Genomic DNA, 17,895 nt, shown 5'->3' on the forward strand with positions numbered 1-17,895 from the left:
GCAACATAACCCATCCGTATTATACGTCTCGCTGTTGAGAAGTTCCCCGATAGCTCAGTTGGTAGAGCAGTAGACTGTTAATCTATTGGTCGCTGGTTCAAGTCCAGCTCGGGGAGCCAATTAACACTTCGGGGTATAGCGCAGTCTGGTAGCGCGCCTGGTTTGGGACCAGGATGTCGGGAGTTCGAATCTCTCTACCCCGACCAACTTTTTCAGGGTTCTCCTGGTTGGTCAAATACAGCTCATATCTGCATTATGCAATCCTTTACACTTTAAAGTGCCAGATACAACAAATGAGCCTTCTTATCTTCATACTTTTCTATTAGCCTACAACGCCACATTCCAATAATTTTAATGCGATAGCGCGGTGGCAAAACATGACTCGTCTGGCCCGATCTGTACAATATCCCGTCCCTTGCCACGAGTGTGGTGCCAATACCGCTCATACCCTCCACAGCCTGATCAACAGTCAGCAGCTGACTTGCCGACACTGTGGCCACCAGTTCACCAGTGATGAATTACTCAAACGCAGGGCCAAACAGACGCTGTCCGATCTGAAAGGCTATATCTCTCTGCCGGAACCAGAACCAGTCGAAGAAATAATGCTGGAAGACAACCAACTCTCCTGATACTCAAAAAACAGGCATAAAAAAAGCCGCCAGAAGCGACTTTTTTGACTGACTGCTGATTACTCAGCAACAATTTCCAGCAATTCAACTTCAAATACCAGTGCAGAGTTGGCTGGTATTTTAGGGCTTGGGCTACGTGCGCCGTAAGCCAATTCAGCAGGAATGAAGAATTTGAATTTTTCACCCACTTTCATCAACTGTACGCCTTCAGTCCAACCCGGAATAACATTACCCAGCGGGAATTGAACAGGCTCGCCACGCTCAACAGAGCTGTCGAACACAGTACCGTCAATCAGGGTACCGTGATAATGAACACTGACGGTATCCGCTGCAGTCGGTTGTGCTGCATCACCATCAACAGCAGTCATCACTTCATACTGCAAGCCGCTGTCGGTGACAGTTACACCCTCTTTGGCAGCGTTCTCAGCCAGGAATTCTTCTCCTGCCTTGGCAACCGCATCACCCAGAGCTTCTTGTTTGCGCATTTGCTCTTCACGGATTTTTTCAAAAGCACCCTGAATCACTTCATCAGGAATACGCTGATCCGCTTCTGACAGCGCATCCTTGATACCTGCTGCAATGGCCTCGGCGTTCATTTCAACATCTTCCTGAGACAACTGGCGACCAATATTCAGACCCACGCCATAACTTGCCTGGTCAATGTGGTTTTCCAATTTCACAACTTCCTCCTGACCACATGCGGCCAACAACAGAGTACCCGCCAATACGACAGGTACTGATTTAATAAAACTCATGCTTGTCTCTCACGTTTATTGAAATGAATGCTGGACTGGCAACCATACAATCGAAAAGTTTCAATTATTGCATAATCGAACCACTGTAAAGATACCCAGCCGCGCTGATTACAAGAACTGCCAGACGTCGTTTCTGATATTGCAGAGGCCACATGAACCTACCGACATTCATCGATCACACGCCGCCGCCAGAACAAGACTGACGATATCGCCAGACAAACCAGAATAGCCAAACACTTGCTCATAAAAAACGAGTATTTATTACGGTTGCGAAGCCTCCCACAGCCAAGGAAGCCTGTCCAGCCTGAAAACCCCTACTCTTGCTCAAATTGCACCAGACCGGGCCATCACCAATGAACACCCACTCCAGGCTAAACCGTTGAAATAAATCGCAAATAAATATTTGACAGAAAATATTACACTGGCATAATACGCGCCACTTGATCGAGACAGCGCCTCCATCTGTTGGATCGCATCAAGAGTGCAGTGGCTATGTAGCTCAGTTGGTTAGAGCACAGCATTCATAATGCTGGGGTCGATGGTTCAAGTCCGTCCATAGCTACCACTAATTCCAAAGGTTAGCAGGTTAATACTTGCTAACCTTTTTTATTTTGTTGCCGCTATGTTGCCGTCATACTGACCAGCGGATTCAAAAGCACCACAGACGACAAATGATCCGGACTCAAATGCGCATAACGCATGGTCAGCTTCAGGTCAGAATGCCCCAGCACCTTTTGCAGTGTCAGAATATCCCCGCCGTTCATCATAAAGTGACTCGCAAACGAATGGCGTAATATATGCGTCATCTGACCCTTTGGCATCTCAAAACCCGACCGCGCAACAACCGACCTGAACGCATCACGAGCAGGCAAAAACAACGCACCGCCGGCATCCCCTTTCTCTCTGATCTGATCCATCAATGACCGATCAACAGGCACATACCGCGTTCTGCCGTTCTTGGTACGCGTAAACCGAACCAAGCAACCCGACGGCCGATCAATCAAATCGTTTTCAGTAAGTCCATTCGCTTCAGCCCACCTTGCCCCCGTTGCCAGGCACACACGAGCAACAATCCCCACATGCGGATTACGTGAACGATCCAACAAAGGAATAAGCTGATTAATTTGTGGAATGGTCAGGTAGCTTAATTCTGTTTCCATCTCAGGAATCACGCGGATGCCAGCCATTGGATTTTCATCATAGTAATGGCCCAAACGTTTCATCTCATTGAACAACGCACGAAAGTAACGCGTCTCATGATTCACGGTACACACAGAAGCCGTTTTCAGGCGTTCAATTCGATAATCGGCAAAATCAGCCGCCGTAAAGTTATGAACAAAGCCACCTATCCGCTCAGCAATGGCACGAGTACGAGAATACCGGTACCGATCACGCAGGTGCACACCATGCAAGGTTTGCCACTTATCAACAAATTCAACCAGCAAGACATGACGCCCGGCAATACCACCGCTTGACCTGATAATGTCTTCACGCCGTTTTGCTTGCGTGCGAGTTTTAAAACCGTGTTCCCTATGTCGCTGATTTTTAACCGTAACATCAACCATCCAGCCATCACGATGCTTTCTAACCGTCATACACCCACACCATTCATTCGGTGTTGCATCATTCTGGTGGTGACAAACTCATGCAACACGACCGGCAACAAGTCTCCGTCACCGTATCGCTTCACATTAAAGTAATCGCACAAGTCCTGTTCAATCGCATCATTCAGGATTTTATGAGCCACCAATTCAGGCTTTAAATTTTTACGAGCCGCTAACTTGATGTAATTGCCCAGGTAGTGCGCCACATGACGACGACCCACAACCACGTCAGCCTTTTTGTATTCTCGTTTGTAGCAAAACAATGGCTCAGTGTGAAAAAACCGCACATCTTCTGCCAGGACTTGCCAGAGCGGATGGATATAACCTTTATCTTCCATCAACCTGAAATTGTTCAGGGCATACAACCACAAGCCGGACAGATGAGGAGCCAGGTCAGCATAAGTCCGAACAGAATCCGCTTTGCCTTCAGCCTGCAAATGGCGTTCAAACTGTTCAATGACCGTATGATGAAAGCGAAACTCTAAACGGTGGACTGTATCCCCGGGACGAAAGGCCGGTTTTTCATAATCATCAACGTCTGGCACAGCCCCCCAAACGTTATGCCAAAAATGACTTTTATCTGAACTTTCAACCTCTAACGTCTTGTTATACAAGCACATTTGTATAGCGCCCTGACTGCCGAACGTATAGGTATCTGTTCGACCGTAGACCAACGACATAGCCGACGCATTAAAAGTAGCTTCACTGATACCATTCACTTTGAATTGCCGCCTTGCACTGGTTTGCACACGCCGTTCAAAGTCTTCAGGCAGTTCAAGACCATGAACATCCACACAAATATGAGCCGCCACACCCGTTGCCTTAACATTGGTTGCAAACACGTAGGCCAGTTGGTGCAACTCTGCCGTCAGGTCATCTGGAGAGGTTTCATACAGCTTTTGTGGAGTCACCTCAATTTTCAGGTGAGAACCATTCTGATCACCTTCACAGTAATGGGACTTAACCAACACCACAAAACCCGCTTCCAGATTTTTCAAAACATACTTATAGCCACTGGCACGGCCAGAACGCCCCAGGATGAAATCATAACCATCAATATTGATCAGGTCGGACGAATGATGATCAAAGTGGGTTTCCAGTTGCATGAGCACGTCTGAACGAAGATTGCAGCTAAACAGTTGCTTGAGAGTGTCCACACCAGAATGCAGGAACTGCAAAGGACGAAGGTCATAACTGGTATGTTCAGACTGAAAAAAACGACCACCAAAACGGCCAAACATTTTTGCTTTCAATACTTGAGATGAACAGTTCATTTTTATGCCTCATGTATCACTGTGTAATATTGTGCTTCGTAATATGGTTTTATAAGTACGTGTTACAGGCGCGTACCTGCTGCCGGCCGCCATGACCAAACCGCAAGCGCCCCGCCCATGGCGGCCGGCAGCAGCTAAAAGCAAAAAACATCTGCATAGTCCGGCCCATTGGAAATGCGAACATGACAAGGACTGACAGGCTGCACATCAAACGAACCTGCTATCTCAGCCGTTGATAACGTCTGAATATCCAGTGCGCCAGAATCCCCCTCAGCGCCGCCCACAGGTTGCTTGCTTTGCCCACGTAACGCCAAGTCATAGGCACGCGCCTCATTCACTTGTGAATACCCCACAATTTGATAACGACTGAATTCAGGCAAGGGCAAGACCAATGCAGCGGCAGGCATTACACCCGTCAATCCCGATTGTTCTTGTTCTTGCATTTGCTGAACCTGTTCCGCTTTTTTGATGGTTTCAGCAAGCCGCTTATATTCATCAAAGAATTGATTATTTACGTATAGCGTCATCATATAGGCAGCGAAAATACCGAACAGACCACCGTATACAGCAGAGACCGGCACAGAAAAACGCCTCAAATAAATTTTGGTTAATCTCACAATAAACCCCCAATCTTTTTTTGCCTTAATTCGATCAAATTTATAAAACGGCGGCAGCACGCAATGCACACCGTGAGGATAGTCAGATAAAAACGCTTGTTTAGTATCATAAGCTGAATATAAATCATGCCCCCGATACACCCACCGATCCGAAACAGGATCACTAATTGATTGACCACAAACGACTTTGCCCACATGAATTTTTGGCATTTTTAGCCGAGAACCAACCAAGAATTTATACAGCCCACCGATCAACGGAATTGAAAAGTTATCCATTCGACGACAAAACACGGTGAATTCACTTAATGCATCCCGCGCTTGAGAATCAATAATTGATATATCTTGAACAATGAGAATGACATCCCAGCCCAGTTTTCTAGCATGCAAAAACCAGTCATTGACTGGCTTTCTGCTTTTATCATTCCAATTTCTGGCATTAAACCAAGTCCCGCACTCATCCAGAACAATCAAGCCGTTTTTTAATTCATCATAAGTAGTATTGCCATTACCCAAGGATTCAAGATCAAAGACACTGGGCTTATCGGGCAACCGGACACAAACAGACTTGTTATATTTATTTTTTGTTAAATCCAGCAAATTCAAATCTATATTGGTAGCCACCGGACAACCCAAAGCCAATTTTTCTCTAATTCGAGCAATTGCAACCAGACTTTTACCTGATCCCAATTTGCCAGTTAAAAAATAAAAAGCCATTAGAACAACTTCCACTGAATCACACGCACTTGCCAGCCATACGCCCAGTGCAAAGCCTTTGCAGAGTAATAAGCAGACAAACAAGTGGTCGCATTATCGGGAACAACCAACTGTATAGCCAATGTTAAATACTCAGGTGATACCGCAGTCAGTGTAGCAATAACCGCCTCAACAGCAGCCAAAAAAGCAGCCGTGACCGCAGCGGCAGCGGCAATAGCAGCAACGACAACCGCAAGCCGTTTGGTTAAATATTTAGCTACGAATGAAAATACACTAGAAAAAAGCCCACCGATCAGACCGGCAAGGAACGGAATACCAGTAATGACAGGAATCATTTTATTAAACCTTATTATTAACTGGGGTTAATGCTATATCAATAATAGCAATAACAGTAATGACATAGAGAAACATACCAAACAACTGTTTAAACCATTCTATTTTTTCACAGGGCAAATCAAGAACAACGTATCCCATATCAACAGAAAATTGCTCACACGCCGAATAATCAGGAACAACAGAAATATATTCAGCAACAGCAGACGGATCACCAACCGTGACAGACTCGCTTAATGATTCAGTATATTCAACCCCAACGCCATCCAGTGCAACATCACCCGATGAATCAACATCACCAACAATTAAAGACGCCTCATTATCGGCAACAGAGTCCAAAATATCATCAAAGTCCACATTAACATCAATGCCATTTTTCAGCGTATTGTTAATTGCATTCAATGCATTGGTATTATTAGTGTCTGCCGTTGTTATTTTAGAATTAGTCGTTTCAGTTTCTTGTATTAGTCTATCTAATCTATCCTCTAGCCCTGACACATCAAAATCAGAATAATTATTGCTGTCGTCGTTGCTGTCGTCGTTGCTGTCGTCGTTACTGTCGTCGTTACTGTCGTCGTTACTGTCGTCGTTACTGTCGTCGTTGCTGTCACCGTTACTGTCGTCGTTGCTGTCGTCTCCTTTGTAGTCATCTGGAATCTCAACACATCCAAAACCGTCAGGATCATATTCACCAACAGGGCAATCCCAGTTGTATTCACACGCCCCAGTAAAAGTGCCTACCTGATAGAAATCAGACACACAAACCCCTGACGTATCATCTAGCGTAGATTCATAACAAACCCCTGACGCATCACAGGCACAGCTAGCATTGGTCAATTCAGAGCAATCAGAAATCACGAAATCATCTGGAACGCCATCACCGTCAGTATCAGCATAATCTGCCAGCGACCCATTACCATAATTGCCCAGGTCACTAGAGCCACCCGACCCAGTATCACCGCCTGAGCCAGCATCACCGCCGGTATCACCACCTGAGCCGGTATCACCACCTGAGCCAGTATCACCACCTGAGCCAGTATCACCACCTGAGCCAGTATCACCGCCTGAGCCAGTATCACCGCCAGTATCACCACCTGACCCGGTATCACTGCCTGAGCCAGAATCATAATCATCAAGACAATCAGCCCCAGAACAAATATAACCTTCATCTTCGGTTGCCGACGTATCGCCACTGCAAACCGGTAAACTGGCATCACCACCGGCACCGCACTGATACCAATTTTGGTTATCATCTGCGCAGGCATAGACGCCATTCAAATAACCGCAGTTATCAGGAATGGATTCACACGAGGAACCATTCCAATGCTGAAAGGCGCCACACTCAGCATAGTCGTTACTTTGCTCTGTACTCTCTGACGATAGTTGATCACCATCATAGCCAGGAGGGTTAGTGCCACATTGGTGAATAGAAGCCGATCCCGTAGGACCATCAGCAGGAACCACTAAAGGATCACCGTTAGAAGTAACCGCACCATTAGAATCATATCCATACGAAGCACCGGTACAATAATCATCACAAGATTTAGTGACAGCTAATTTATAAGTATTGCCAGTGGGAGACTCACACTCCTTAACTTCATTACAATACCCATTATCTAAAACATCCTCAGGATAACAACCATCTTGTTTTGAATCATCCCCAGGAGTAACCGCACAATCCTCAGAATCAACATAAAAACCGACATAAGGCGGAAAATAATCGTCATCACGTCTATCGGCGCATTCTTCAATAGTTACACCGAACATATAATTCTCACACTGTCCAATAAAAGAATATTGAGATTTTTTTAAATCACGATAACCAAAAGGGCAAGCATCACCAGCCGAATAAGCCAGCTCAGAGAAAGACAGTGATATCAGGAAGAGTATTAAATATTTCACAGCAGCCACCGCAGAATAAATATTCAAAAAAGGAGGCATATGCCTCCTTTTTCTTTTCCAGCATGATCAAACCGCCAAACAATTAAATCTTGTTAGCAAAGCGTTTGACCAGCTTAATCAAGATACCCGCCGCCAGAGCAGCACCGATCAGAGGCCAGGCGGCATCACTAGCGTCAGTAATACCGGTTTCGATCTCAGTTAATGCAGTCGTCGCAGCCGCTGGCAAATCAGCATGAGCCGAGGAAGCCATAACAGCCATTGAACCAATGGCAACAGCGAGATAACGACGGTTTTCAGATACAAAGTTTTTCATATATACCCCAAGAACTTTTTCACAACATGAATTAAGTAACCAGCTGACCAGCCGATTACATACGCGCCGAACAACTGACCGAAGAAGTAAACCACCTCTGACTCAGTCATCCTGACACCCCGCGACCAAACCCCATCAATGCCGCAATACCGAGCGCAGCAAACCAAAGCAGGTCAAAAACTTGCACATCCATTACTGAACACCTACAGAACCGGTTAACCATTCCTTAGCATCCAAACACACAGCGTTAATCAGCAAATCCCAGCAATGCACCCCAAGCATCACACCAGCAAACACCCCAGTTAACGCATAACGAACCCCGTCAGGTTCATTATTCAGCTGATCCCCCAGCAACAAGCTGGATTTACGATAACCCTGCAAAATACCCATACACGTTCACCATCTTTTAAAGGTCGGCGACCACTGGAACAGCGGGCGCTGCCGCTGTGCATATCGTTCCAGCAACACCGAGACCATCCGCAAACGAATTTCACCGATCCGCCGCACCAGCCCCCAACGCAGCAACACCGCAACACCTAGCAACCAGCAGACGCCCAGTGCAGCCGCCCAGCCGACTGGCAGAGCAACCCGTGGATTACGGGGACTTGCTTCGCAACGTGTGGACAGAGCCATTTTTAAGCCATGGATAAGTGCTGGGGCACTTATCACACAGCTTAAAAACAGCCTGACCACACTAGCCCCCGTATTCCACAGGCCAACAGCAGCGAACTTTCTACATGATGGTTTCAGCAACACCGGAGCAACCCGCGCAACCGCAGGAGGTTGACCAGCGTTCCAACCGGCCAAGGGCGCAAGGTGCGAGCCAGCCAGCAACGCCCCAGTCACCGCACGGCCTTTGCACCGTTCGATCAGCACAGCGGCAGCGCCCGCTGTTGTTTGTTATCGGCAATCTTGGAAGCACACCAACGAACGCGGCCCTGTTCCACCTTGACTGCAACCCATTGACGCCCCTGACGATCCACTGCCACCGACCCCGCATCATGGACGCTGCAAACCTCAACACTGGACAACCAGCCAACAACAGCACCAGCCTGAAAAACGATATAACCCGCCCGTTCCACTGGACACGTTAACCAGGTCAAAAACAGTGAGAGCCGTTCAGAGCCAGACATAAGCCACCCCCTAGGATTTAGCCACTGATGCAGGCTGACGAGCAGGCAACACAGCCACCGCCTTTTGCGTAATCTTGCTTTGCCCGCCACGCGTCAGGATAAATTCTACTTGCACCTCACACGGATAATTCTTAAAGCACAGCGAATCATATACTTCTGGATCACATTTCATTTTCATCATATCTATACCCTTAGCACCCTGTTCTTTTTCATTATAAACAGGAGCGCCAAGCCACAAATAAGTATATCGGTTCTGATCCGCTCTAGAATCCAAAGCACCATACAGCGTTGCAGTCATTGACTGTTTCATATAATCACCTTTTTCAATTGATATGCCGGTTGAAATTAATACGCGCCCCGGCATTAAGCGCGTTATTCTGAATAATCTTCCTGACTGAATACTTCTTTACCCTCACGGATATGCAACGCCAGAAGATCAGCATTAACGAGACGTAGACGCCCTATTTTCACAGACGGTATTGTTTTAGCGTAAATCCAACCGCGAACAGTATCGGGAGATAGACCCGCCAAATCAGCAAACTGTTCTTGGGTCAAAACCGGAGGAATAGCCATTATTTTGTAATCAGACATAAGCCTTAGCCTTTTTTTCAACATGCAATAAAAACGTCAAACCAATCTGAACCGACCAACTCTTTATAAACACCTTTCCAAGCCATCTCAGGGAACAGGAATCCCCAGGCAAAGCGCTCAGAACATTCAACAACCGTTTCAGAAACAGCCCAGCCTTTCAGCTCAATGGCTTTTTTACAGGCAGCAGAAAAGAGATCAGTAACAGACATTAGAACCCCCGGTTAGCAGACTGAACAGCCAGCGAGAGCCGAGAACGACGAAAAGACAGCACCAGAGAAACGGGCTGATAACGCGAGTAATGCGCCAAAAATTGTTGCAGATCCATCCTATCCCCCCAGGTGCAAAGCCGTGTTATGCTCATTACTGCACACTGTTACACTTAATCAACCAATATTAGGATACTAATATTTACTACGGATACCATCAACTAATATTAGTATTCTAACTATAATGATTTGGAATAATGAACGCTAGAGATAGAATCAAAGAGCTAAGAACAGCCGAACAGCTGACCATTGACGACCTATCTGAAAAGTCAGGAATCAAAGGCAGCAGGGTAAGAAATCTGCTATCTGGACAGACGCCGGTTAGAATTGACGATATTCAGGCAATCGGCGAAGCGTTCCCAGAGTACAAATACTGGTTAGCATTTGGCGAAGAAATGCCAGAAGCCGGACAGATATCACCTGAAACAAAGAAGGCACTAGCAGAATTAAAGACACGCCCAGAGGCAGGCTAATAGCCCAAAAGCCGCTGCCAGGTGGAGTGGAAAAGAGAAGCCCAGAACCTGACAGCCCACTAAGCGTGATGAGTTGCCATGTTGCCGTAAACACATGAAATACTGTGCTTTAGCAAGCAAATCACAGCAGGAGAATAAAAAATATTCTTTACAAATCAAATACTTAAAAAGTAATGAAGAGTATTTATTTTTTCATAATGCTGGGGTCGATGGTTCAAGTCCGTCCATAGCTACCACTAATTACAAAGGCCTGTCAGCTTAATACTGACGGGCCTTTTTTATGCCTCCAGCTCTCTCCCGGCTCCCGGCCTACAAGCCTTCACTTGTGCCTGACTCGCTGGCCCCCTGATGCAAGGCATCATAATCCTTATGGCTATCCGTCTGTTGCACCTCACCATGGATAATTGGCTGGTTTCTCACACACATCAGTCCACCACTAAACACTCTGCAGGTTCCCCGGTACACATCGCCATGGCTGTTGGTATAAGCACATTGAGCGCTTTTTTCCAACGCCTGACAGGCTTCCCAGGGCAGTTCATCCCCATGCCCTTCGTGCGCAGCCACAGGTAAAACAGAGAGCACCAGTATCAGCCCGGCCAGGTAACATACGTTAGAATGCCATCTGTTCATCGGCCAGGCCTCTCATCCATTTCGTTATCATCATCGGCGCTGGCTGTCTCTCCGGTAAAGCAGCCTATAAAGGCATTTTCACCCGGCCCGGCAGAATGGTAATGGTAACCTCGCACGTCATCGGTATGGCCACGGCACTCATCGAGATCAGTGGCTTCGTTGCCCTCTTCATCCAGCATACTGTAGATCACAAAGCCGTCCATCGCATAGGCAAAGGCACCGCCATGGCCATCACTTTCAAAAGCAATCGCCGGGCAGTCGCCATCGCCATGATTGGCGCCGTGATAGTGATAGCCCGCAACCGGATTCACATGACCCACGCAGTCGTCGAATGCGGCAATGGTGTACGCACTGAGAATAACTTCAGCAGGTGCAGCAGCGGCCAGATTAACGCCATTAAACGCTACACCAACGTTTTCACCGTCGATATCGCCTGCGCTATCCCGAACGACCGGCGTGGTAGGGATCAGATATGTGCTATAAATACCTTCACCTTCAACATCACTGTAATAATCCAGATCACACTGGACGCAGTAGTTATGGTATTCCTCAGCAACATCCACAACGGCTGCTGCCTCGCACGAAGTCTGCGTATCGGTTATATTGACTTCACCACTCTCTTCGTCATATAGCAGCCAGTTATTGTCATTATAAAATTCATCCAGATTGGCAATAAATTCACCGGTCAAATCATACAGCACGCCATCGTCAAACCATTTCCCGGCATCTTCTGCTGTTGCTGTGATCACTTCCGGACAAAATGGCCCGATTTCACTACGATCTGCCGGAAAACCTTTTACCGTTATCTGATAACAGGTACTGCTCTCGTTGTTGGACAGAGTACATTCAACCACTTCGATCGAGTCCAGAGAGGCCAGATCAAAATAAGAAGTGTCAACGTCGACAACATCATCATCTTCGATATCAACAGAGCTGTCAGAATCGTCGGTGGTATCAACGACCTCACTGTCGTCACTGCTGCCACAGCCCGCCAAGGCCAACGTGCCGGAAAACAACAGCGGGATAATATATTCGGTTTTCATGGATTCCCTCTTTCGAAATAATGCGCTGAAATGCCAGTCTCAAGAAAGTGCATCCTATGTCATCCCTGTAATAACCACACTTGAATATACAGACTCCTGACACTTCAAGGTAAAGCTGAACACACCATCAGAAAAGTAGACAATGCCAGTAATCCGCACAAGAAACCTGAATCAGAACACCGGGGAAATCATCGAATTACAGAAAACAAAAAAATAACATGATCGATCTTTATATCATCGACATCAGATACTAATGCGTCATATTCAAACCGACAATTGCACCATAAAGCAGGTTAACGCCTTATCAATGAATAGTCCGCTACCTATGATGACCAGGCATTGGTTGTGGCATTAAAAAAGATACCGGCCGATATCAGCCGGATATAAAAGCGGCAAACAGAGCCGCTTTTATGCAGCTCTGCTGAGGGAATCAAGGGTTCAGTCGCTGGATTTTCCAGCCCCCCTGTTGCAGCACGTACTCCACCCGGTCGTGCAAACGGTGCTCGCCACCTTGCCAGAATTCCATGCGTGAAGGCTGTAACCGATAACCACCCCAGTAATCTGGTAACGGAATTTCCTTGTCCTGGTATTCCACACTTAACTGGGCAAAGCGGGTTTCCAGTTCGGAGCGGCTGGCCAACGGTTGGCTCTGTTGCGATGCCCAGGCACCCAACTGGCTTTCACGTGGACGGGAGTGGAAATAGGCTTGTGCTTCTTCCCGACTCATTGGCACGACCTCTCCCTGCACCTGCACCTGACGTTCCACCGTCATCCAGAAAAAATGCAGGCTGGCTCGTGGGTTATGGGAAAACTGGCGGCCCTTGTTACTTTCATAATTGGTAAAAAAAACAAAGCCGTCATCATCGTAAGACTTGAGCAACAGGATGCGTTGCCAGGGCTGACCTTGCGCATCCACACTGGCGACCGTCATCACCGTCGGCTCTTCCGGCACGGTGGCACGGTAGTGCTCAAACCAGGCGTGAAATTGCGTCACCGGGTGCTCAGCCACTTTGGACTCGTCGAGTCGTCCTTGCGTGTATTCCTTGCGAATGTCACTGAGATCAACCATATTCTATTTACTCCGATAATGATTCAAACCGGCACTTTTAACGTGACCGTTACTATTTGTCAGATGTACCGTCAGTAGCAGTGTGTCACCCTGGCAACCACTCTGCATTGACGTGTCGCCATCAAAGCCAGCTCTGGACAAATCTGCTACCATTCTTGCCCGGTTTTGCCGGTCAGCTGAGAATACGTACTGACCTCTCACTTCGACTCACACCCAGCCAACCCAAAGAGCACCATCATGTCAGACCAGAACTACCCGACTGCATCCCTGATACGCCGCCTGGCAGCCCTGTCCTATGATGGCCTGGTATTGCTGGCGCTCTATATTGTGACTGGTTTTGTGCTGGTAGGTATTGCGACCGCTGCCAACGATGGACAACCGCCCGGGGCTTTTCCTGCCTCGGTCAACCTGTCGGTAATGTTCTGTATCAGTTTCTTTTATTTCAGCTCATCCTGGCGCCGTGGTGGCCAGAGTATTGGCATGAAAGCCTGGCGCCTCAAACTGATTACTGAAGATGCCAAGCCCGTCAAGTTGTCCCACTGCATGTTACGCACAGGCATTGGGTTTTTCTCGCTGGCAGTGTTCGGACTGGGATTTTTCTGGTCACTGCTCGATACCCGCGGCCGCAGCTGGCATGACATGGCCTCGCTGACCCGTATTGTGTTTATCCCGAAAACAGGGAAATAAGCGGAACAACAGCATCGGTTTATCCGGTGCGACGCAGCAGCAGCAGCCCCACTCCCATGCAGCCGGCGATTGGCACCACACTGGCCCACACAGGTTCAAACCCGAACACAATACTGGCAGGTGCCAATAATTCTTCCGCGTATTTGTACATCAACCCAACCAGAATGCCGGAAAAAATCCGATAACCGGGTGTGACCGCTCGCAGCGGCCCGAAGATAAAGGAAATCCCCAGTACCACCAGTGCCAGAGTCCCCAGCGGCTGAGTGACCTTGCGCCAGAATGACAACAGATAGTTATCGGCATTCAGGCCCTGCTTTTCCAGATAACGGGTATAACTGAACAGATTGGATATCGACATATCCCGAGGCTCGATCATTACCACACTGAGGCTTTGTGGCGTCAGCTCAGTTTGCCAGTCCATGCTGTCCAGTTGTAATTGACGGGTTTCGGTAGCGCTGATGGTCATATCGACCACGGTTTGCATTTGCCAGCTGGAACGCTGATAAATCGCCCGCTCGGCGGAACGGATACGCTGCAGGTTACTGTCATCGTCAAAATCAAACAGAGTGATGCCATGTAACACGCCATTGGGTTCAACCGCCGTAAAGCGCATAAAAGTATTGCCTTCCCGGTGCCAATAGCCCTTGCCCTTGTTTGAGAGCAAATCGCCCTTTCCTTGCGCCACCGCCTTTTGTGATTGCGCAATCCGCTCCAGCACCGGAATCGCATATTCAGCCAGCGCCATATTCAGCACCATCAGCAACATCATCGGCTTGATGACCGCCAGGGCAATACGCCCCACAGATACACCGGCTGCCCGCATCACCGTCAGCTCACTGTTGGCCGCCATGCCACCAAGACCAGCGAGGCAACCAATCAGACAGGCCATCGGCATATATTCATACAGGCGCCGCGGCAAGCGAATACCCATAAATTGCAGTGCATCGGCAAACTGGTATTCACCTTTCAGCTGATCCAGTTCATCCACCAGCGTAAAAATAGCGTCCAGACCCACAATGACCAGAGCCACAATCAGGGTTGCCATCAGCACATTGTGGGCAACATAACGATCGATACGATTCATAATGACCTCACCCGCCAGCGGCGCATCCATTCAGGCACCAGCAGTAACCCCAGAGCGATCATCAGATACACCAGATGCAAACTCCACAACCCGATGTTTGGGTTCAGCTGGCCTTTTTCCAGCATGCCCTTCATGGCAATCAACAAGGAGATGTACACCATAAACAGCACAATGGCCGGAAATAGCCGGGCAAACCGGCCCTGACGAGGATTCACCCGCGACAAAGGCACCGCCAGCAAGGTCATGATAGGCACCATCAGAACCATCGAGATACGCCACTGCAGCTGGGCCTGGTGTTTGGGGTCGTCGGAACCAAACAGTGCCAGGGTTGGCACCGCCTCTTTACGTAACTGGCGCCGTTCTTCCAGCTCTTCCGCAATCTTGACGCCATACAGTTCAAAATCCAGCGCCTCGAACGCCAGGCTGCCTGGTGTCCAGTCGTAACGTTTGCCATCGTGTAATTCCAGATAACGGGAGCCGGTTTCGTCACTGACATACTGGGTACCTTTTTGTGCCAGCAGCAGGCTGTTGCCATCGGTAATAAATACCCGGTTCATCTCGGTTTTATCATCCGACAACGACTCCGCATACGTCACCCGACTGCCACCTTTCATACTCTGGAAGCGACCAGGGGCCAGTAACTCAAACTCCGTCAGCTGCGCCTGTTTTTCATACAGGCTTTCCATCTTTTCAGCACCGCTTGGGCTGAGATACAGGCTGAAACTGCCCACCACCAGCATCAAGACAAACGCCGGTGCCGCGGTGTACGCCAATAACCGGTTGCTTGAAAAGCCGGTTGCCGTTAGCACCGTCATTTCGCTTTCAGCGTACAGACGACCGTAAGTCAGTAAAATTGAGATAAACAGTGCCAGCGGTAAAATCATTTCGAGAAACGATGGCAGGCGTAATAGCAGTGTGAAAAACACAATATCCAGCGAGACTTCACCGGCTGCAGCGGCCGCCAGCTGACGAATCAGCCGACCACTCATCAGAATCATCAATAACACGATGGTCACTGCAAACAACGAACCAGCCAGTTCCCTGGCCAGATAACGAAATATGATCAAAAGACTAGACCTTGATTGAACCGCGGCAAAGCCGCGCACCATACCCAGAGACAGGGTGCTCTGCAACGACAGCAAAATGTATTGTTATCCGCGCCGCACTTGTATTTCAGGAATATGACGTCACATTATAGAGTGACTAACCATTCAGAACGACACGCTGCGAATCAACCCGGCCATCGTTCGCCACTCAATGTTTCCGCCAGGAGCTGACATGATTTATCAGGTATCCCAACAAACTGCCACCGAGACCCAGGCGAGCTGTATTGTGGTCACTCTCGACCAGTCAGGCAAGCTGTCTGACACAGCCTTGCAACTTGACGAAGCCAGCCAGGGCTTTATCAGCCAGCGTTTTGAACAGGGCGATATCTCCGGCAAACTGGCAGAAACACTGCTGCTACCTGCAGTTTCCGGCATTACGGCCAGCCGCGTATTATTGGTTGGTACTGGTAAAGAAACACTGAAACCCGCCAGTGCCCAAAAAGTTCTGGCAGCCATTGCCAATACCACGAACCGCATCGGCGGCGATATTGCTCTGGCACTGACGTCACTGACAACCGACGTACTGACCGAAGCCTGGCTGGCGGAACAGACCGCAATCGCCTATGCCGCCGCGCAATACCGTTTCACCGCCACCAAAAGCAGCAGCGACGCCGAAGCAAAATCACCCGACACCCTGATTTGGCTTGGTGACGATGTTTCAGCAGCTTTCAGTAAAGGGGCAGCCATTGGCACGGGGATCAGCTTTGCCAAAGAACTGGCCAATATGCCACCGAATATCTGCACACCAACCTGGCTGGCTGAAAATGCCGTCACCCTGACCCAGGACCAGGCGCTCGAAACCACCATTCTGGATGAAGACCAACTGGCAGAAATGGGCGCCGGTGCATTTGTCTCGGTTTCCAAAGGCTCCACCGAGCCGGGCAAAATCATCGTTATGCAATACCGGGGTGCCGACGACCCAACCGCAGCACCGCACATGATTCTGGGCAAGGGCATTACCTTTGATACCGGTGGCATCAGCCTGAAACCTGGCCAGAAAATGGACGAGATGAAATACGATATGTGCGGCGCAGCCTCTGTGCTTGGCACCATGAAAGCCATTCTGACCCTCAAACCCAAGGTCAACGTACTGGCTATCGTGACCAGCGCAGAAAACATGCCTGCCGGTAACGCCAGCAAGCCCGGCGATGTCGTCACCAGCCTGTCCGGTAAAACCATCGAAATTCTCAACACCGACGCCGAAGGACGGCTGGTGCTGTGTGATGCCCTGACCTACGGTATCGACAATTATCAGCCCGCTTCCATCGTTGATATCGCCACCCTCACCGGTGCTTGTATGGCCGCTCTGGGCGAGGTCAACTCCGGCCTGTTCACCACAGATGAAGCCATGGCCGAGCAGCTGCAAGCCGCGGCACAGTACAGCAACGACAAGATCTGGCGTTTGCCGCTGGAGGAAGAATATCAGGATCTGATCGACTCCAACTTTGCCGACATCGCCAATATTGGTGGCCCGCTCGCTGGCGCAACCACCGCCGCCTGTTTCCTGTCACGCTTTACGGAAGGCACCCCTTGGGCGCATCTGGATATTGCTGGCACCGCCTGGGTTGGTGGTAAAGCCAAGGGCGCTACCGGTCGCCCGGTCAGCCTGCTGGTAAACTACTTGCTGAATAAATAAATATTCAGTTCCGGGAGTGCACCTCACGGTGGGCAC

At 48.9% G+C, this 17,895-nt stretch carries 22 protein-coding genes and 3 tRNA genes; 7 read left to right on the forward strand and 18 right to left on the reverse strand.

Features of this window, described 5'->3' with window-relative positions:
* The first annotated feature begins 43 nt into the window (after positions 1-43).
* From Q8W32_RS13390 to Q8W32_RS13400, 3 genes are all read left to right on the forward strand, one after another.
* A tRNA-Asn gene (locus tag Q8W32_RS13390) sits at positions 44-119 on the forward strand.
* 10 nt (positions 120-129) lie between these two features.
* Positions 130-206: transfer RNA gene (locus tag Q8W32_RS13395), tRNA-Pro, on the forward strand.
* 171 nt (positions 207-377) lie between these two features.
* Entirely contained in the window at positions 378-629 is a 252-nt protein-coding gene (locus Q8W32_RS13400; protein ID WP_305415344.1) for a hypothetical protein, read from the forward strand.
* Positions 630-688: 59 nt separating this feature from the next.
* Here Q8W32_RS13400 and Q8W32_RS13405 read toward each other — a convergent pair whose 3' ends face one another.
* Entirely contained in the window at positions 689-1,309 is a 621-nt protein-coding gene (locus Q8W32_RS13405) for an FKBP-type peptidyl-prolyl cis-trans isomerase (protein ID WP_305415345.1), read from the reverse strand.
* 563 nt (positions 1,310-1,872) lie between these two features.
* On the opposite strand from Q8W32_RS13405, the gene Q8W32_RS13410 reads away from it, so the two are divergent.
* Positions 1,873-1,949 (forward strand) — tRNA-Met (locus Q8W32_RS13410).
* Between the two features lie 55 nt (positions 1,950-2,004).
* Here Q8W32_RS13410 and Q8W32_RS13415 read toward each other — a convergent pair.
* The 12 genes from Q8W32_RS13415 to Q8W32_RS13470 all read right to left on the reverse strand — a co-directional run bounded on the left by Q8W32_RS13415 (position 2,005) and on the right by Q8W32_RS13470 (position 10,074).
* Entirely contained in the window at positions 2,005-2,979 is a 975-nt protein-coding gene (locus tag Q8W32_RS13415) for a tyrosine-type recombinase/integrase (RefSeq protein WP_305415347.1), read from the reverse strand.
* The gene (locus tag Q8W32_RS13420) at positions 2,976-4,262 is read right to left on the reverse strand and encodes a hypothetical protein (protein ID WP_305415348.1); all 1,287 of its coding nucleotides are present in this window, start codon (positions 4,260-4,262) and stop codon (positions 2,976-2,978) included. The genes Q8W32_RS13415 and Q8W32_RS13420 overlap by 4 nt, the downstream gene beginning before the upstream one ends.
* Positions 4,263-4,396: 134 nt before the next feature.
* A complete protein-coding gene (locus Q8W32_RS13425) occupies positions 4,397-5,593 on the reverse strand; it encodes a zonular occludens toxin domain-containing protein (protein WP_305415349.1) in 1,197 nt (398 codons plus the stop codon).
* Positions 5,593-5,928, reverse strand: a complete 336-nt coding sequence (locus Q8W32_RS13430; protein ID WP_305415350.1) for a DUF5455 family protein — start codon at positions 5,926-5,928, stop codon at positions 5,593-5,595. Before Q8W32_RS13430 ends, Q8W32_RS13425 begins: the two co-directional genes overlap by 1 nt.
* A gap of 4 nt (positions 5,929-5,932) precedes the next feature.
* A complete protein-coding gene (locus Q8W32_RS13435; RefSeq protein WP_305415351.1) occupies positions 5,933-7,867 on the reverse strand; it encodes a hypothetical protein in 1,935 nt (644 codons plus the stop codon).
* 43 nt (positions 7,868-7,910) lie between these two features.
* Entirely contained in the window at positions 7,911-8,141 is a 231-nt protein-coding gene (locus Q8W32_RS13440; protein ID WP_305415352.1) for a major coat protein, read from the reverse strand.
* Between the two features lie 192 nt (positions 8,142-8,333).
* Positions 8,334-8,531 (reverse strand): hypothetical protein, encoded by a 198-nt coding sequence (locus Q8W32_RS13445; protein ID WP_305415354.1) that lies wholly within the window; start codon positions 8,529-8,531, stop codon positions 8,334-8,336.
* A gap of 6 nt (positions 8,532-8,537) precedes the next feature.
* Positions 8,538-8,774 carry a hypothetical protein gene (locus Q8W32_RS13450; RefSeq protein ID WP_305415355.1) on the reverse strand — a complete coding sequence of 79 codons (237 nt, stop codon included), beginning with the start codon at positions 8,772-8,774 and terminating at the stop codon, positions 8,538-8,540.
* A gap of 236 nt (positions 8,775-9,010) precedes the next feature.
* On the reverse strand, positions 9,011-9,274 hold the full coding sequence (locus tag Q8W32_RS13455) for a hypothetical protein (RefSeq protein WP_305415356.1): 264 nt from the start codon (positions 9,272-9,274) through the stop codon (positions 9,011-9,013).
* Positions 9,275-9,284: 10 nt separating this feature from the next.
* Complete coding sequence (locus Q8W32_RS13460) at positions 9,285-9,584, reverse strand: hypothetical protein (RefSeq protein WP_305415357.1); 300 nt, start codon at positions 9,582-9,584, stop codon at positions 9,285-9,287.
* A gap of 62 nt (positions 9,585-9,646) precedes the next feature.
* Positions 9,647-9,865, reverse strand: a complete 219-nt coding sequence (locus tag Q8W32_RS13465; protein ID WP_305415358.1) for a helix-turn-helix domain-containing protein — start codon at positions 9,863-9,865, stop codon at positions 9,647-9,649.
* 17 nt (positions 9,866-9,882) lie between these two features.
* A complete protein-coding gene (locus Q8W32_RS13470; protein WP_305415359.1) occupies positions 9,883-10,074 on the reverse strand; it encodes a hypothetical protein in 192 nt (63 codons plus the stop codon).
* Between the two features lie 254 nt (positions 10,075-10,328).
* Between Q8W32_RS13470 and Q8W32_RS13475 the strand changes: the two genes are divergently transcribed.
* Entirely contained in the window at positions 10,329-10,604 is a 276-nt protein-coding gene (locus tag Q8W32_RS13475; RefSeq protein ID WP_305415360.1) for a helix-turn-helix transcriptional regulator, read from the forward strand.
* 309 nt (positions 10,605-10,913) lie between these two features.
* Here the strand turns inward: Q8W32_RS13475 and Q8W32_RS13480 are convergent, their stop codons facing one another.
* The 3 genes from Q8W32_RS13480 to pdxH all read right to left on the reverse strand — a co-directional run bounded on the left by Q8W32_RS13480 (position 10,914) and on the right by pdxH (position 13,346).
* Complete coding sequence (locus Q8W32_RS13480; RefSeq protein ID WP_305415361.1) at positions 10,914-11,234, reverse strand: hypothetical protein; 321 nt, start codon at positions 11,232-11,234, stop codon at positions 10,914-10,916.
* The gene (locus Q8W32_RS13485) at positions 11,231-12,277 is read right to left on the reverse strand and encodes a YHYH protein (RefSeq protein ID WP_305415362.1); all 1,047 of its coding nucleotides are present in this window, start codon (positions 12,275-12,277) and stop codon (positions 11,231-11,233) included. Before Q8W32_RS13485 ends, Q8W32_RS13480 begins: the two co-directional genes overlap by 4 nt.
* Before the next feature lie 430 nt (positions 12,278-12,707).
* Positions 12,708-13,346, reverse strand: a complete 639-nt coding sequence (gene pdxH / locus Q8W32_RS13490; RefSeq protein WP_305415363.1) for a pyridoxamine 5'-phosphate oxidase — start codon at positions 13,344-13,346, stop codon at positions 12,708-12,710.
* A 237-nt stretch (positions 13,347-13,583) separates the two neighbouring features.
* On the opposite strand from pdxH, the gene Q8W32_RS13495 reads away from it, so the two are divergent.
* Complete coding sequence (locus Q8W32_RS13495) at positions 13,584-14,033, forward strand: RDD family protein (RefSeq protein WP_303431933.1); 450 nt, start codon at positions 13,584-13,586, stop codon at positions 14,031-14,033.
* 19 nt (positions 14,034-14,052) lie between these two features.
* On the opposite strand, the gene lptG is transcribed toward Q8W32_RS13495, so the two are convergent.
* Both lptG and lptF read right to left on the reverse strand, forming a co-directional pair.
* Entirely contained in the window at positions 14,053-15,117 is a 1,065-nt protein-coding gene (gene lptG / locus Q8W32_RS13500; RefSeq protein ID WP_305415364.1) for an LPS export ABC transporter permease LptG, read from the reverse strand.
* Entirely contained in the window at positions 15,114-16,184 is a 1,071-nt protein-coding gene (gene lptF / locus Q8W32_RS13505; RefSeq protein WP_303431931.1) for an LPS export ABC transporter permease LptF, read from the reverse strand. Before lptF ends, lptG begins: the two co-directional genes overlap by 4 nt.
* 211 nt (positions 16,185-16,395) lie before the next feature.
* Here lptF and Q8W32_RS13510 point away from each other — a divergent pair, with 211 nt between their 5' ends.
* A complete protein-coding gene (locus tag Q8W32_RS13510; RefSeq protein ID WP_305415365.1) occupies positions 16,396-17,859 on the forward strand; it encodes a leucyl aminopeptidase in 1,464 nt (487 codons plus the stop codon).
* The last annotated feature ends 36 nt before the right edge of the window (positions 17,860-17,895 follow it).

The organism is Oceanobacter sp. 3_MG-2023 (assembly GCF_030688925.1).
Lineage (GTDB): Bacteria > Pseudomonadota > Gammaproteobacteria > Pseudomonadales > Oceanobacteraceae > Oceanobacter.

Coding starts and splice junctions, on each gene's coding strand:
- Q8W32_RS13400 (WP_305415344.1), top strand. CDS start 378: ATGACTCGTCTGGCCCGATCTGTACAATATCCCGTCCCTTGCCACGAG.
- Q8W32_RS13415 (WP_305415347.1), bottom strand. CDS start 2,979: ATGACGGTTAGAAAGCATCGTGATGGCTGGATGGTTGATGTTACGGTT.
- Q8W32_RS13420 (WP_305415348.1), bottom strand. CDS start 4,262: ATGAACTGTTCATCTCAAGTATTGAAAGCAAAAATGTTTGGCCGTTTT.
- Q8W32_RS13425 (WP_305415349.1), bottom strand. CDS start 5,593: ATGGCTTTTTATTTTTTAACTGGCAAATTGGGATCAGGTAAAAGTCTG.
- Q8W32_RS13430 (WP_305415350.1), bottom strand. CDS start 5,928: ATGATTCCTGTCATTACTGGTATTCCGTTCCTTGCCGGTCTGATCGGT.
- Q8W32_RS13435 (WP_305415351.1), bottom strand. CDS start 7,867: ATGCCTCCTTTTTTGAATATTTATTCTGCGGTGGCTGCTGTGAAATAT.
- Q8W32_RS13440 (WP_305415352.1), bottom strand. CDS start 8,141: ATGAAAAACTTTGTATCTGAAAACCGTCGTTATCTCGCTGTTGCCATT.
- Q8W32_RS13445 (WP_305415354.1), bottom strand. CDS start 8,531: ATGGGTATTTTGCAGGGTTATCGTAAATCCAGCTTGTTGCTGGGGGAT.
- Q8W32_RS13450 (WP_305415355.1), bottom strand. CDS start 8,774: ATGGCTCTGTCCACACGTTGCGAAGCAAGTCCCCGTAATCCACGGGTT.
- Q8W32_RS13455 (WP_305415356.1), bottom strand. CDS start 9,274: ATGTCTGGCTCTGAACGGCTCTCACTGTTTTTGACCTGGTTAACGTGT.
- Q8W32_RS13460 (WP_305415357.1), bottom strand. CDS start 9,584: ATGAAACAGTCAATGACTGCAACGCTGTATGGTGCTTTGGATTCTAGA.
- Q8W32_RS13465 (WP_305415358.1), bottom strand. CDS start 9,865: ATGTCTGATTACAAAATAATGGCTATTCCTCCGGTTTTGACCCAAGAA.
- Q8W32_RS13470 (WP_305415359.1), bottom strand. CDS start 10,074: ATGTCTGTTACTGATCTCTTTTCTGCTGCCTGTAAAAAAGCCATTGAG.
- Q8W32_RS13475 (WP_305415360.1), top strand. CDS start 10,329: ATGAACGCTAGAGATAGAATCAAAGAGCTAAGAACAGCCGAACAGCTG.
- Q8W32_RS13480 (WP_305415361.1), bottom strand. CDS start 11,234: ATGAACAGATGGCATTCTAACGTATGTTACCTGGCCGGGCTGATACTG.
- Q8W32_RS13485 (WP_305415362.1), bottom strand. CDS start 12,277: ATGAAAACCGAATATATTATCCCGCTGTTGTTTTCCGGCACGTTGGCC.
- pdxH (WP_305415363.1), bottom strand. CDS start 13,346: ATGGTTGATCTCAGTGACATTCGCAAGGAATACACGCAAGGACGACTC.
- Q8W32_RS13495 (WP_303431933.1), top strand. CDS start 13,584: ATGTCAGACCAGAACTACCCGACTGCATCCCTGATACGCCGCCTGGCA.
- lptG (WP_305415364.1), bottom strand. CDS start 15,117: ATGAATCGTATCGATCGTTATGTTGCCCACAATGTGCTGATGGCAACC.
- Q8W32_RS13510 (WP_305415365.1), top strand. CDS start 16,396: ATGATTTATCAGGTATCCCAACAAACTGCCACCGAGACCCAGGCGAGC.